Source organism: Zunongwangia endophytica (assembly GCF_030409505.1).
GTDB lineage: Bacteria > Bacteroidota > Bacteroidia > Flavobacteriales > Flavobacteriaceae > Zunongwangia > Zunongwangia endophytica.
The window spans coordinates 1,487,620-1,502,443 of the sequence record NZ_JAUFPZ010000002.1; the positions used below are offsets into that span (position 1 = coordinate 1,487,620).

14 protein-coding genes, 1 other RNA gene and 1 pseudogene are annotated in these 14,824 nt (G+C 34.6%); 6 read left to right on the top strand and 10 right to left on the bottom strand.

Going from position 1 to position 14,824, the window contains the following annotated elements:
* Positions 1 to 19: 19 nt before the first annotated feature.
* A pseudogene (locus tag QWY91_RS06620) lies at positions 20 to 724 on the top strand (glycoside hydrolase family 16 protein); the annotation flags it as partial.
* A 59-nt stretch (positions 725 to 783) separates the two neighbouring features.
* Here QWY91_RS06620 and rnpB read toward each other — a convergent pair.
* An RNA gene (gene rnpB / locus QWY91_RS06625) (RNase P RNA component class A) lies at positions 784 to 1,105 on the bottom strand.
* Positions 1,106 to 1,651: 546 nt separating this feature from the next.
* On the opposite strand from rnpB, the gene QWY91_RS06630 reads away from it, so the two are divergent.
* On the top strand, positions 1,652 to 3,505 hold the full coding sequence (locus QWY91_RS06630) for a DNA polymerase III subunit gamma/tau (RefSeq protein ID WP_290232858.1): 1,854 nt from the start codon (positions 1,652 to 1,654) through the stop codon (positions 3,503 to 3,505).
* Between the two features lie 2 nt (positions 3,506 to 3,507).
* The gene (locus tag QWY91_RS06635) at positions 3,508 to 4,089 is read left to right on the top strand and encodes a MiaE family protein (protein ID WP_290232860.1); all 582 of its coding nucleotides are present in this window, start codon (positions 3,508 to 3,510) and stop codon (positions 4,087 to 4,089) included.
* A gap of 71 nt (positions 4,090 to 4,160) precedes the next feature.
* Here the strand turns inward: QWY91_RS06635 and QWY91_RS06640 are convergent, their stop codons facing one another.
* The 8 genes from QWY91_RS06640 to pyrR form a co-directional block, all read right to left on the bottom strand.
* Complete coding sequence (locus tag QWY91_RS06640; protein ID WP_290232863.1) at positions 4,161 to 5,048, bottom strand: Ppx/GppA phosphatase family protein; 888 nt, start codon at positions 5,046 to 5,048, stop codon at positions 4,161 to 4,163.
* Complete coding sequence (gene ppk1 / locus QWY91_RS06645; RefSeq protein WP_290232866.1) at positions 5,045 to 7,150, bottom strand: polyphosphate kinase 1; 2,106 nt, start codon at positions 7,148 to 7,150, stop codon at positions 5,045 to 5,047. The genes QWY91_RS06640 and ppk1 overlap by 4 nt, the downstream gene beginning before the upstream one ends.
* Before the next feature lie 2 nt (positions 7,151 to 7,152).
* Positions 7,153 to 7,653, bottom strand: a complete 501-nt coding sequence (locus QWY91_RS06650; protein WP_290232868.1) for a SixA phosphatase family protein — start codon at positions 7,651 to 7,653, stop codon at positions 7,153 to 7,155.
* 2 nt (positions 7,654 to 7,655) lie between these two features.
* On the bottom strand, positions 7,656 to 8,300 hold the full coding sequence (gene pdxH, locus QWY91_RS06655) for a pyridoxamine 5'-phosphate oxidase (RefSeq protein WP_290232871.1): 645 nt from the start codon (positions 8,298 to 8,300) through the stop codon (positions 7,656 to 7,658).
* A 207-nt stretch (positions 8,301 to 8,507) separates the two neighbouring features.
* Positions 8,508 to 9,413 carry a ribonuclease Z gene (locus tag QWY91_RS06660; RefSeq protein ID WP_290232873.1) on the bottom strand — a complete coding sequence of 302 codons (906 nt, stop codon included), beginning with the start codon at positions 9,411 to 9,413 and terminating at the stop codon, positions 8,508 to 8,510.
* A 32-nt stretch (positions 9,414 to 9,445) separates the two neighbouring features.
* Complete coding sequence (locus QWY91_RS06665) at positions 9,446 to 9,778, bottom strand: ribonuclease Z (protein ID WP_290232877.1); 333 nt, start codon at positions 9,776 to 9,778, stop codon at positions 9,446 to 9,448.
* Between the two features lie 44 nt (positions 9,779 to 9,822).
* Positions 9,823 to 10,752: an aspartate carbamoyltransferase catalytic subunit gene (locus QWY91_RS06670; protein ID WP_290232879.1), complete on the bottom strand. Its 930-nt coding sequence runs from the start codon at positions 10,750 to 10,752 to the stop codon at positions 9,823 to 9,825.
* An 8-nt stretch (positions 10,753 to 10,760) separates the two neighbouring features.
* Positions 10,761 to 11,300 (bottom strand): bifunctional pyr operon transcriptional regulator/uracil phosphoribosyltransferase PyrR, encoded by a 540-nt coding sequence (pyrR, locus tag QWY91_RS06675; RefSeq protein ID WP_290232880.1) that lies wholly within the window; start codon positions 11,298 to 11,300, stop codon positions 10,761 to 10,763.
* Between the two features lie 310 nt (positions 11,301 to 11,610).
* Here pyrR and QWY91_RS06680 point away from each other — a divergent pair, with 310 nt between their 5' ends.
* From QWY91_RS06680 to QWY91_RS06690, 3 genes are all read left to right on the top strand, one after another.
* Positions 11,611 to 12,021, top strand: coding sequence for a hypothetical protein (locus tag QWY91_RS06680; RefSeq protein ID WP_290232883.1), 411 nt, complete (start codon positions 11,611 to 11,613; stop codon positions 12,019 to 12,021).
* A 90-nt stretch (positions 12,022 to 12,111) separates the two neighbouring features.
* Positions 12,112 to 13,068, top strand: coding sequence for a bestrophin family protein (locus tag QWY91_RS06685; protein ID WP_290232886.1), 957 nt, complete (start codon positions 12,112 to 12,114; stop codon positions 13,066 to 13,068).
* 66 nt (positions 13,069 to 13,134) lie between these two features.
* Positions 13,135 to 13,611: a nucleoside deaminase gene (locus QWY91_RS06690; protein ID WP_290232889.1), complete on the top strand. Its 477-nt coding sequence runs from the start codon at positions 13,135 to 13,137 to the stop codon at positions 13,609 to 13,611.
* Between the two features lie 37 nt (positions 13,612 to 13,648).
* Here QWY91_RS06690 and QWY91_RS06695 read toward each other — a convergent pair whose 3' ends face one another.
* Complete coding sequence (locus QWY91_RS06695) at positions 13,649 to 14,473, bottom strand: sugar phosphate isomerase/epimerase family protein (protein ID WP_290232891.1); 825 nt, start codon at positions 14,471 to 14,473, stop codon at positions 13,649 to 13,651.
* Positions 14,474 to 14,824 lie beyond the last annotated feature (351 nt).

Genomic DNA, 14,824 nt, shown 5'->3' on the forward strand with positions numbered 1-14,824 from the left:
AATCTTAGCTTTCTTGTCTATGAGTATAAACGCTCAGGAATACGAATTGATTTGGAGTGACGAATTTAATTATCGCGGAAAACCCGATAAGAATAAATGGTCACATGAAATTGGGTTTATTCGTAATCTTGAGGAGCAATACTATACCAAAAGAAAAAAGAACGCTGTTGTTAAGAATGATGTTTTAAAAATAATTGCCAGAAAAGAAGAACATCGAAATCGTAATTACGATCCAGATATTCAGAATTATCGTTACAACACTCCAAAAGCGAATTACACTTCAGCTAGTTTACATACGCACCAAAAATTTGAGCTAAACTTCGGTAAAATTGAAGTTCGTGCTAAACTTCCGCAGGGAAAAGGTGTTTGGCCGGCAATTTGGATGCTCGGATCGAACTTTTACGATGTCGAATGGCCTTATAGTGGCGAAATTGATATTCTAGAATTTGTCGGCAAAGATCCAAATACGATTCATGCTACAGTACATTATCCTAAAGGAGAAAGTGCCGAAATTAAAAGCGAAGGAAGTGAATTAAAGCTTAAGACATCGCCTTCGGAAGAATTTCATCTCTACGGAATGAATTGGGATTCAGAAAAAATAGAATTTTCTTTTGATGATCATATCTATTATACTTTTAATATTGATGAAGCGAATACTGAAAACAACCCATTTAGAAAGCCATTTTTCTTGATTATAAATCTGGCACTTGGCGGAAACTGGGCAGGAGAGATTGACGATGAAATTTTCCCTCAGGAATATCTTATAGATTATGTGAAGGTATATAAAAAAGCAGGTCTGTAAGCCGGATTCTGTTCACCCTGAAGTACATCAGGATGCCCTTGTCATTTATCTACGAACTTTGTTACCAAAGACCTTTAGCTGCCTACCCTCCAACGACAAACGAGCAATTTGATAATGTTGGTTTACATGGCATTGCACCGCATAGAGTTTACCTGGTTTCACTACAGCATTACCTGTACATTCTTTCTGCTGCACTTGTCCTGGCCTCACGACCGGTGGGCGTTACCCACTATGCTGCTCTATGGTGTCCGGACTTTCCTCTAAGCCGCAAATATGAGCTTAGCGATAGGGCCGACCTGCTTGGCTGCAAATGTATTCAAATTAAGTTGAAAGTTTAGAGAAAAGTTTACAGTTTACGATAGACGATTTACAGAAAAGATTTTAAGCTTTTAGCTATCAGCAGTCAGCTTTGCAGCTTTAAAAAATGTATTCAAAAAATCAATAATCTTAGTCGAAAGTCTAGAAAATCGTCTTAAAATTACCACTTTACGCATTATCTATTTTCAAATAAACAAATTGATACATTTTCATATTATAATTCAGCAGTCAGCAAAACTTTCAGTTTACGGTTTAGATAAAAGATTTAATCTTTTATCTATCAGCAGTCAGCTTAAAAAAACAGTCCAAAAATCAATAATCTTAGCCTTTAGTTTAGAAGATAATCTTCAAATCAAGGTATCAACAAATTAATATATTTTCAAATTAGCACATTTTTGATATTTATAACTCAGCATAAAGCACATTCACTTTCATTCGATCTTCATAAAATTGATGATTTGTTTATAAATACTACTTCAGATTTTAGAAGTTAAGCAGGTGATTTTTATATTTGCCTTTCAAACTTGTTAGATGGAACATTTTGTAGTTTCGGCACGTAAATACAGGCCACAGACATTTAAGGATGTTGTTGGGCAGCAAGCAATTACCAATACACTGGATAATGCTATTGCTCACAATCACCTTGCACAGGCCTTATTGTTCACCGGCCCGCGTGGTGTGGGAAAAACAACTTGTGCTCGTATTTTGGCAAAAATGATTAATCAGGATGGTACCCAAAGTCCTGATGAAGATTTTGCTTTTAATATTTTCGAGCTCGATGCCGCCTCTAACAACTCGGTTGATGATATTCGAAATCTAATCGATCAGGTCAGAATTCCGCCGCAAGTAGGAAAATATAAAGTGTATATTATTGACGAGGTTCATATGTTATCGACTTCGGCTTTTAATGCATTTCTTAAAACCCTTGAAGAACCGCCACAACACGCGATTTTTATACTTGCAACAACCGAGAAGCACAAGATTATTCCGACGATTCTTTCTCGTTGCCAAATATTTGATTTCAAAAGAATTACGGTAACCGATGCTAAAGAATATTTAAAATATATTGCGGAACAAGAAGGCGTAACTGCAGATGAAGATGCTTTGCAAATTATAGCACAAAAGGCAGATGGAGCTATGCGTGATGCACTTTCCATTTATGACCGTGTAGTTAGCTTTAGCGGAAATAACTTAACCCGCCAGGCGGTAACTGAAAACCTGAACGTATTAGATTATGATACGTATATGCAGGTTACCGACTTGTTACTGGAAAATAATATTCCGCAATTGTTGATATTGTTTAATGACATCTTATCCAATGGATTTGATGGTCATCATTTTATTGCTGGTCTAGCATCTCATTTTAGAGATCTATTGGTATGTAAAGACCAAAGAACTATTCAGCTTTTAGAAGTTGGGGAACAAACAAAAGCTAAATATTTTGAGCAGTCGCAAAAGACTTCACAGCAATTTTTGCTAGAGGCTATCAATCTGGCCAACGAATGTGATCTAAAATATAAAAGCAGCAGAAATCAACGACTCCTGGTCGAGTTATCACTTATGCAAATTGCCTCTGTCACTTTCGACGGAGAAAAAAAAAACAGCAGTCCTAAAATAGTTCCCGCTGCTCATTTCGAACAACCTGCAAAATCGATCTCAAAAGAAGAAAAATCGATTATTAGGAATAACGAATATGGGCAGGATCACACGGCTCCTGAAAAATCACAACAACCTTCAGTAGAAAATCGTACGGAGAACGACAGCTGTTTACCCGAAACTAAACCTGAAAATAAGGAATATTTTAGCGAAGAAGTACCAAAAATTTCTGAGGAGGAACCGAAGGAAACAGAAAGCACTAAGATTAAGCCTGAACAGAACGAAGCTCCAAAAACAGCTCCTGTAACCGATCCTGAGATAAAAAAGGAACGAGTTTCTGGTCTTTCTCTTGCCAGTATTCGTAAGAAAAAAGAGCTTGCAGCTCAGGTAAGAGATCAAGCTCCAGAACGTGAAGCAGTGATGACTGAGGAGTTCTCGGAAACACAAGTACAGGCAGCCTGGGATGATTACGTACACCGATTAAAAAAACACGGGGAGAAAATCTTAGCATCAATCTTAGAAACTGACCTTCCTACATTAAAGGGAAATAATGAAATTCATTTAGAATTGCCGGCAGAATCAATGAAAATTGATTTAGAAAGAGGTCAGCATAAATTGATGAGCTTTTTAAAAGGAAGATTAAAAAACACTACAATTTCTTTGGTTATCGATGTTAACGAAGCCACTGCGAAAAAATTTGTATTTACACCAATAGAAAAATACAATAAGCTAAAAGAGAAAAATCCGCTTTTGGATAAATTACGAACAACTTTTGATCTAGACGTATAATTATGCTTGGTTTAAAACTTCCTACAGATCCCAGATGGGCAGATATCGCTAATAAAAATATTGAAGAAATTCTAATAGATCACGCCTGGTGTGAGCAAAAAGCGGCTTCAACAGCGATCTCACTTATCGTAACCTATCCTGAATATCCAGAACTGGTCACTGCAATGGTAGCTTTATCTCGAGAAGAAATGGGCCATTTTAAAATGGTTCATGATAAAATTTTAGAGCGTAATATTGAAATGGGTTGGGATCGTAAAGACGAATATGTAGTTCAGCTTTTAAAATTCTTTCCAAAAGGTGGAAGCCGTGAAACTCAGCTTATCCATCGATTATTAATTGCGGGACTTATTGAAGCTCGAAGTTGTGAACGCTTTAGATTACTTAGCGAAAAACTTGAAGATAAAGAATTAGCCGAATTTTATAAAAACTTAATGATTAGTGAAGCAAACCACTATACGATGTTTTTAAAATTCGCCAGAAAATACGGGGATCGAGAAATCGTCGATAAAAAATGGAACGACCTTCTAGACTTTGAAGGAAAAATGATTCAGGGTTTAGGAAGCAAGGAAACTATTCACGGTTAATCTCATTCTACGACATTAAAATGGCGGTAAATCATTGCCGCCATTTTTTATTTCCGTAGTATTCATTATAATTAACTAGAATGGTAAAGGGATTTAATAATCCCATCTGCTAAACCAATTTTAGGAACAAAAATTTGTGCTGCTTTTGCCCACTTCATAGAATTCAAATAGATCCTAGAAGCAGGAATTATAACATCTGCACGGTCATTTTTTAAATCTAATTCAGTTATTCGTTCTTCGTAGGTATAACTATTCAGTAATTCATCATACTTTTTAAGATAGGCCAGACTTAATGGCTTGCCGTCCTTTTTACCACTATTTTTGAAAATATTATTGATATTCCCCCCAGAACCGATTAAGCTAATATCTTCTAATCCTTTTGAATGCTCCTTAACCCAGGATTCCATTTCTCTCCAGGTTTTATTCTCTACAAGATCATTTAATAATCGAACAGTACCAACTTTAAAAGAACGAGATGCGATGCTTTTACCATTACTGTAAAAAGTATACTCGGTGCTCCCACCACCAACATCCACGTAGAGATAATTATGATCATCCTGAATTAAAGCATGTAAATCTGTAGCAGCAATAATAGCAGCTTCGTGAGAACCGTCTATAATTTCAATCTCAACGCCTGTCTTTTCTTTGAGCATAGCCGTAACCTCATCACCATTTTTTGCTTCTCGCATTGCCGATGTTGCACAGGCTTTGTATTTTTCAACTCCGTGAGCTTTCATCAATAAGCTAAAAGCGTGCATGGCGTCCAACATCCGATTTTGATTATTTTCAGATATATTTTGTTTAAGAAAAACATCTGCTCCCAATCTAATGGGCACACGTACCAAAGAGGTTTTTCTAAAGTTAGGTTCTATTCCTTCTTTTTCAGTAATGGTGGATACTAACAATCTAATAGCGTTAGATCCAATATCTATAGCGGCATAATTCTTTTGTACTATCACTGCTTAAAATTTTCGTTCTTATTTACGTAATAATCGTATAAGGCTTCCTGGGATCGAATTCTGGGTTTTGTTTTCTTGCGGTAAGCATTATTTTGTTTTTCTGAAAAAACACGTGCTTTCACGTTATCACTCCAACTGATTTCGAAACCATCGATAATTTCCTGCTTGATATCGTGATCGTAGATAGGACAAGCAATCTCTACTCGATTATCTAGATTTCTATTCATTAAATCTGCGGAAGAAATAAAAACTTTAGCATTCCCTGCATTCTCAAAAATATAAATTCGGGGATGTTCCAGATATTTATCGATTATACTTATAGATTCAATATTCTCACTCATACCCGGAACTCCAGGGATTAAGCAATTAATTCCTCTAACTATTAATTTCACCTTTACTCCCGCTCTACTTGCCTGATACAACTTATCGATCATTGGATAATCTGAAAGGCTGTTCAGCTTTAATTTAATTCCGGCTGGTTTTCCTTGTAATTGATTATCTATTTCAGTTTGAATAAGCTTATATAGCGTTGCTCTTGTATAATGCGGAGAAACAATTAGATGGCGATATTTACTTACTTTATAATTAGTTTCAAAAAAGTCGAAAACCTTATTTACTTCCTTCAAAATCTCCTGATTTGCTGTGAAAAGCGTATAATCAGTATATAATTTAGAAGTTGACTCGTTAAAGTTTCCAGTACTTATAAAACCATATTTCTTTAATTTTCCGTTGCTTTCTTCACGCTCTATCACACAAGTTTTGCAATGAACTTTTAATCCTGGGACACCGAATATAAGCTTCACGCCTTCTCGCTGCATCTGCTCGGCATATTTGATATTGGCAGCTTCATCAAAACGCGCTCTTAGTTCTATTTGCACCAAAACCTTTTTACCGTTTTTTACCGCATTGATTAAAGAACTGGCGATGTGGGAAATTTTGGCAAGTCGGTATATGGTAATTTTTATTGTTTTCACCCTTGGATCTAGCGCAGCTTCACGTAAAAATTTAACGACATATGAGAAACTCTGGTAAGGCGCATACAGCAGATAATCCTTCTTCCCCACGCCATTAATCAAGCTGGTTTGTAATGCTAATCCTGGGATTGGCATCGCTTCTTTAGTATCGTAAAGTAGCTCTTTACTGCCCAATCTTGGGAATCCCATATAATCACGCCTATTGTGATATCTACCACCGGGAATGATACTATCTGCATGATCAATTCCCATTTTGTTCATTAAATACTTTAAGGTATCCTTATCGATATTTTTATCGTAAACAAAACGAACGGGATCTCCTTTAATTCGATCTTTTACACTTTCTGATATCTTTTCAATAAAACTTTTACTCAAGTCGCTATCTATATCTAATTCAGCATCCCTAGTAATTTTGATCATATGCGCAGAGATATTTTCATATTCGAAAATATTGAAAATACTATTTAGATTATACCGAATCAAATCATCCAAGATGATAATATAGCGCTTATCATCGTCTGAAGGTAACATCACGAAACGCTCGATGCTTCTCGGTATTTCTATAAGTACATACTTGCGCTCCTTTTTAGAGCTAACGATATTGGTTATTTTTCGAGAAGCTTTTGGAGCTTTCATTTCCATAGTAACCGCGAGATAAGCGGCACTATCCTTTAAGCTGGGCAATTCTTCTAGATCATTTAAAACGATCGTTACAAGGGCCGGACTTACTTGAGATAGAAAATAATCTTTTACAAATTTTTGTTGTGATTCAGATACCTCTTTCTCATTTATCACACAAATGCCATGTTCATCACGAAGTCGATGCTGAATCTTATCTAATATTTTTAAACTTTCAGATTGCTGTTTGATTACTTCCTTGGTAATATCCTCAAGTAATTTGCTTGCTTTTATTCCGCCCAAAGCACTTTTCCCAGTCTTACCTGCAAGATCAATACGCTTTACAGTAGCATAACGGACTTTAAAAAATTCATCCAAATTATTACTGAAAATCCCTAAAAATCGTAAACGTTCTATTAATGGTACAGATTCGTCTTCTGCTTCCTGTAAAACTCTATTATTAAATTGAAGCCAACTTAATTCGCGATTGATGTATTTATTTTCCTGCATACTTAGCGTAAATTCTTTGGAAATAAAGTTAATAATGTTTTGCCTGATGAAATGGATTGCCAACTATCAACATCAAACTCTATAACACACAGACCAGTGGTAGGTATATTGTCGTAGGTTCGATGCCCTGCATGATTAACAAAGTTGGTGATTGCCGGGTTATGAGAAAAAATAACTAGTGTTTCTATAGAATCTGAAGCAGTTTGAATCACTTTTTTTAATCTGGTATGATTAAAAGTATATAAGCTTTCTTTTACTTCAAAATCGCTTTCATCTATAACCAGTTTATCTTTAAAAATTTTAGCAGTCTCGTGAGCTCTTACAGCGTGGCTACTCCAAAAAGCAGCTTTATCTTTATTTATATTTTGATCATAAAATGCTTTAAAGACGTTCAACACAACTTCAGCATCTTTATAAGCCCTTTTTTTAAGAGGTCGCTCGTCATCTTCAACATCATGCTTCCAGGAAGATTTACCGTGCCTTATTATAACTAGACGTTTCATAATTACGGAGCTAAACGTTTAGAATTCCATTCAGCATCCTCTAAATTAAAAGTAATACGATCATGTAACCTGTTTTGTCTACCCTGCCAAAATTCAATACTTAGAGGTTTTACAATATATCCGCCCCAATGCTCCGGTTTTGGAATTTCTTTTCCTTCATATTTATTTTCAACCTCAGCCAGATTTTCTTCTAAAACCTCTCTAGAGGCAATTTCTGAACTTTGCGGGGAAGCCCAGGCGCCTAATTGACTTCCTCTGGGACGAGAATGGTAATATTTAGTGGCAGTTTCTTCATCCACTTTTTCCACTAAACCTTTTACAATTACCTGCCGCTCTGTCGATGGCCAAAAAAACGATAAACAAACATGTGGATTATTAGCTATAGATTTTCCTTTTTCAGAATTAAAATTAGTGTAGAAAACAAAACCATCTTTGCTGTATGATTTTAGAAGTACTACCCGAGCTTTTGGAAAACCATCCAAACCAATTGTAGAAATCGTCATTGCATTAACTTCTCCTGAACCGCCTTCGACTTCGGTTTCATTAAACCATTGCTCAAATAATATAAAAGGATTATTTGAAATACTGCTCTCTAATAATTCACTTTTCTCGTAAGATTGTCTATAATCCTGAAGATTTCTACTCATCGCTTATTTTCAGCTTTACTCGATTTAAAATTTTGCTGCTACAGGAAAAACCTGAAACTAAAAATTATTTAATGATTTAAAAAACATGCAGACATAGCGCCTGCGATGCATAATGCAATTTACAAGTTTTAGAAATAAGCGAGAAAAATTTAGTCGAGCTTTATCAATATTTTACAAAAAATTTAAAGAAGCTTATTTTATTCCGAATTAGAACTCAAAACTCTTGCCATCCTCTGCTAATAAAACATCAGAAAAAACTTGCTCAGCTTCAGATTTAAAAAGCTCAATATTAGAATAACGAGTAGAATAATGACCCAAAATAAGCTTTTTCACGTTTGCACGCTTCGCTATCGTAGCCGCCTGCATTGCTGTACTATGCTTAGTAGGATCTGCGTATTTTAGTTGCTCCTGCAAAAAGGTAGATTCGTGATACAACACATCGATATTCGATATCTGCGGAATAATTTCTTCAGAAAAAGCCGTGTCACTACAAAACGCATAACTTTTAGGAGCGTCTCCAGCTTCGGTTACCAGCTCATTTTTGATAAGTGTACCATCTTCAGAAATTACATCTTTACCTTTTTTCAAACTTTTAAAAAGCGTTACATCGATCTTATACTTTCGCGCCTCATCAATTAAAAGTTTACGATCTCCCTCTTTTTCTTTAAACAGAAATCCATTGGTATATACTCTATGCACTAGCGGAATAGTTTCTACGGAAAGTTTTTCATTTTCGTAAATTTTCTCTGACTTTGTTGAAGATAATTCGTGAAAATAAAGTGGATAAGGCGTCCAGGCTTTCGATAGCTTCAATTGAAGTAGAATCACTTCTTTAATTCCTTTAGGACCATAAATATGCAACTCCTTTTCTCTATTCAGCAGCATAAATGTAGAGATAAGGCCTATTAAACCATAAAAATGATCACCATGGAGATGAGAAATAAAAATATGCTCTATTTTGCCAAATTTGATCTTATTTTTACGAAGCTGAACCTGAGTTCCTTCTCCGCAATCAATCAAGAATAATTGATTTTGCATCGTTAAGACCTGCGATGTGGGATTGGTAAGCGAACGTGGGGTGGCTGCATAACAGCCCAGAATATCGATCTTCATGAAGAGTAAGTTTAAACGGAAATAAGATTAATTTAAAATCCCAGCTCTCGTTCAAGCTCTTCCATTTGGATAATATCTTCTGCTTCTTTTAAGGTTGGTGCCACAAATAATTCTTCTGGAATTTTATCAATATCAACAGAATTATTAGCAATCACGAAGGATTTTTTGTTGGCGCGATGTACAGTTGAAAGTTCTAAGAATCCAAGTAATTGTTCTAATTCTAACTGCTTATGATTTAAAATATCTATTATGACGTTTTCCCCCTCAAATTCATGATGATTTGCGGTTAAACGCGATGCAAAATCTGTTATTGAATCTTGTGCATCGGTAATTAATAGATAGTTTGATTTCTTTTCAATTTTCATCAGCTTCTTTTTAAGTAAGATCTACTAATTTAAAAAAATATAATCTATTGTTTGATCTTTGAAGCCAATAAATAAATAACTGCCATTCTCACTGCAACCCCGTTTTGAACCTGATCTAAAATAATTGCCTGATCACTATCAGCCACATCACTCGTAATCTCTACTCCGCGATTAATTGGCCCGGGATGCATAACTACAATTTCTTTATTTAAGCTGTCGAGGATTTTCTTATTCAAACCGAATTGTTGCGTATATTCTCTTGTTGAAGGAAAATAGCTAATATCCATTCGCTCATTTTGCACTCGCAACATGTTAGCAACATCGCACCACTCTAGTGCCTTGATCAGGTTAGTTTCTACTTCTACTCCTAAAGAATCAATATACTTAGGAATTAAAGTTTTAGGACCACAAACTTTGACATTTGCACCCTGAAGTTTTAGCGCAAAAATATTAGAAAGCGCTACCCTGCTGTGAAGAATATCACCTACAATTACTACATTTTTACCTTCAACATCACCTAAACGTTCTCGTATAGAATAAGAATCTAAAAGTGCTTGTGTAGGATGCTCGTGCGCTCCATCCCCAGCATTAACAATACTTGCCTTAACATGTTTAGAGAGAAAAATTCCCGCTCCAGGATTAGGATGTCGCATAACAACCATATCCACCTTCATCGACAGAATGTTGTTTACGGTGTCGATAAGCGTTTCTCCTTTCTTTACAGAAGAAGATGCAGCTGAAAAGTTTATCGTGTCTGCACTTAATCGTTTCTCGGCAAGCTCAAAAGAAAGTCGTGTTCTTGTACTATTTTCAAAAAATAAGTTAGCTATGGTAATATCACGTAATGAAGGAACTTTTTTAATTGGTCGGTTTATAATTTCTTTAAAATGATCGGCAGTTTTAAAAATTAAATCAATATCCGATTTTTGCAAGTACTTAATACCCAGTAAGTGGTTAACACTTAGTTCGCTCATTACGATTTTTATTTTGAAATAAGGTAAACAATATCTTCACCTTCATTTTCTTTCCAGTTTACTATCACTTTCTCTTCGTTGATAGCATCTACCTGTCTCCCATTATAATCTGGCTGAATAGGCAAATGCCTGCTAAAACGACGATCGATAAAGCTTAATAATTCAATTTCCTTAGGTCTTCCAAAAGACTGAATTGCTGTTAATGCTGCACGTATACTTCTACCGGTATACAGAACATCATCAATAAAAACAACTCGCTTATCTTCTACCACGAAATCAATTTTGGTCTTATTAGCCTCTAAAGGTTTGTCGCTTCTTCTAAAATCGTCGCGATAAAAGGTGATATCCAGCTGGCCGGTTTTCAGACTTTTGATATCATATTCGCTCTCGAGTATTTCCTCAAGTCTTTTCAGTAAGAAAATACCACGTGGCTGAATTCCAATAAGAACAGTATTAGAAAAGTCAGAATGATTTTCTACAAGCTGGCAAGCCAGTCGTTGCAAAATGATTTGTACTTCTTTAGCGGTAAGTAGCACTTTTTGACTCATATACTGGGTTGAAATGAAGGTTCGGAAAACAAAAATAAGTTATTTTTCATTTCTATTATAAAATAGAATACCACATTTTTTAAAAGATTGCATTTTTAAGTGCCTATTTCATATTTTAATTAGTATTTCTTTTTAAAATTCTGCTAAAAATATAAATATCACCAAACAACTTCATTTTATTGATTTTCAATTCAATAAACATTAACTTTAAGGAGATTTGTAAAAACAAATTAAATAAATAATTGAACGATTTTTTTTCATTTTAAACTATTAAAAAATAATAAGACCATAACTCTAACAAAAAACCGAAATGAAATTAATTTACAATGGTGGAAATAGAAAGCTTTCCAGAGTTGTTAATCGTGCCAATGAAATATTATTAAGTAGCTTTTATTTTTTAGAAATAGAAAAATACCTTCGAGAGAATTATGATGAAGAAAGGTGTTTAAGCTTTTTGATGGAGCTTAAATCTTTAGATGAGAAAGTAGCAATTAAAGGTTTTTGGAATCCCATTGGGAGGACATATCTAAAAATTAAAGATGATTCTATTGAAATTAATACGGCACATCTTAGCAAGTCGCATCGAACGCTTTTAGAACAACTAATTGGTGAATATTTGATGATTCTGGATCAAAGAAAACAGCTGTCGCAAATTATACCTCTAAAAAATGGTAAAGATCTTCCTGCTAGTTTTGGATCTATAGCTAGAAATTTTATGTAATTCTTTACATAGATTCATAATAATGCTATAATCTTTTCTAAAGTTTAAAGCCCCCTATTTCATTATGGTTATCTTCATCAAAAATTCTATATGATTGTAGCCAGAAATTTAAAATGGAAACAGGTTTTCTTCTATATGTGGAAGCCTATGCTCTATTTTCTTGTATTATCTTTAGTAATCTACATATTGCACGCTAAATTTGGTATGAAGAGCTTAAGCATTCCATTTAATGCCGTGGCAACTCTAAGTACGGCACTTGCTATTTATTTGGGTTTTAAAAATAACAGCGCCTATGATAGATGGTGGGAAGCCCGAAAAATTTGGGGCCTGCTGGTAAATTATAGTAGAGCTTGGAGTAGAGAAATTTTAAGCCTAAGCTTTACAGCTAAAAATGACGAATCTCAAGAAATAATTAATTGGCAGAAAAAAGTAATTTATCGCCATATTGCTTTTGTTCATTCCCTTAGAGTATTTTTGAGGATTAAACATCCCTATAATCAAAATAAAACTGAGATTTACGAAGGATCAAACCAGTACGATGATATCAAAGATTTTGTAAGCGCAGAAGAATTTAAAAGTTTTCTAGACAAAAACAATCCGCCAAATTACCTTATCCAACTACAGAGTGAAGATCTAAAATATGCTTATAGAAAAGGGTGGATTTCAGATTATCGATTTGTAAGATTGGACGAAACTTTAACCGAATTTAATAATCACCAGGGAATGAGCGAGCGAATTAAGAATACGCCAATGCCCCGGCCTTATAGTTTCTTTTCCAGAGTATTTGTTTATCTGCACGGCACATTGGTTCCGTTTGCATTTATCGAAGATTTAGGATGGTTAAACGTACCGTTATCCTTAATTATTAACTTTATTTTTCTTGCATTAGATACGATTGGAGAACGTACAGAAGATCCTTTTGAAAATCGGATGGACGATACTCCGCTTACCGCCATTAGTTTAACTATAGAAACCAATTTAAAAGAAATGATTGGTGATAAAAATTTCCCTAAAAAACAAAAAGCTATAGAAGGAGTTGTTTTATAAAGGCTTTTGCATTGAGACTTTTAAAGTATCTTTTTTTATTTAATTTAGAAAAAAAGAAAAAAAATTATGACTGAAGAAGATAAGAAATTTATGCGTCGAGCGATTGCATTGGCGGAAGAAGGAATGGACACCGGAGCAGGAGGTCCTTTTGGAGCTGTAGTTGTAAAAGACGGAGAAATTGTTGCCGAGGGTTGGAATATAGTTACTTCTAGTAACGACCCGACAGCTCATGCTGAAATTACTGCAATACGAAGAGCCTGCGAAAATTTAAACACATTTCAATTAGAAGATTGCATTTTATATACGAGCTGCGAACCTTGTCCAATGTGCCTAGGAGCAATCTATTGGGCTAGACCTAAAAAAGTATATTATGCATTGAATCACAATGATGCTGCTAAAATCGGATTCGATGATCAGTTTATCTATGAAGAATTGGATAAAGATATAGAAAACAGAAAAGTGCCTTTTGAAAATATTATTAGAGAAGAAGCTTTACCTGTTTTTGAAAAATGGGATAGAAAAGAAAACCGAATCGATTATTAAGATTCGGTTTTTCCTTTTATAATTTTGAAATGAAATATTAGTAATTTTCGCTATCTTTTAGATTACGCCATACTCTTACACTTCGCCTAATTTCTTCATCTAATCGCTCGCGCTGCGCTGCATCTTTTGGAGTATCGTTAGGAACTAATTCAGGTAAAACGACTTCAATCATTATGGGGCCTTCAAAATCTAATTCATCTAAAATAGCATGATGTTTTACAAAATCAACCTGCCCCCTTCCTATTCCAGATCGATTAGAGTCTGAGATTTGATAACTATACATAAAATCTGCAGCATCCCTTATCGCTTCAATTGGATCAGTTTCTTCAATATGCATGTGAAAACTATCCAATATCAAACTGAAATTAGTATGACCAACTGCATTGATCAAATTGAGGCCTTGTGTCACCGTATGGATCATGGAAGATTCGTATCTGTTGACACATTCGTAAACTAACTTAACTTTTTTTAGTTGAGCGTATGCATCTAAGGTTTTACAGCAATCTACTAACATCTCCCAGCATTCTTCACGATTAGAACAGTTAATCGTCCATTGCGGTAAACCTTGTAAATTAACAGCAGCAACATTTGCTTCGACTGCAAAATTAATAATCTTTTGGTAAAACTCAATTGCCGAAGATTTATTAGCATTTTCTAATATCGGCGGAGCGCAATTATAAGGATCTATGGCAAAAATTTCAATTTGAAAATGGTCGGCAGCGGCGCTAATTTCTTTTGCATCGTAATTCCGCCAATCCCCGGAAAACTGAATACCATCAAGACCCAATAATTTTACTTTTTCCATCATCTCATGAGGATCTTCAATCCCCAAAATCCAAGAACAAACTCCTATTTTATTCATCTAAATTCGTTTTACTTCCTAAAGATAAATGCAATTCTTAAAATCCTTGTTAGTTTCTAGTTAATTCTGAAAAGTTATGAAGTTCAGAAATGATAAAATCATGAATAAGTATTTAAATTATAGCAAGAAAGGACTAATCTTGTACGAGATTGGATTCTATTAGTTTTTGATAAGAAAAAAATCAATCAATGAATTCTTTCTCTATTAGGAAACGAAAAAATTAATGACTTCTGAAAAGATTTTTTCTGAAAAATAATAACGGTATTTATCTAATCTTGGCGAAATTTGGAAAATTTCAATTTGAAAAATTAAATAAGTTTGAAATCGGATGGTTTGAAATAAATTTAAACT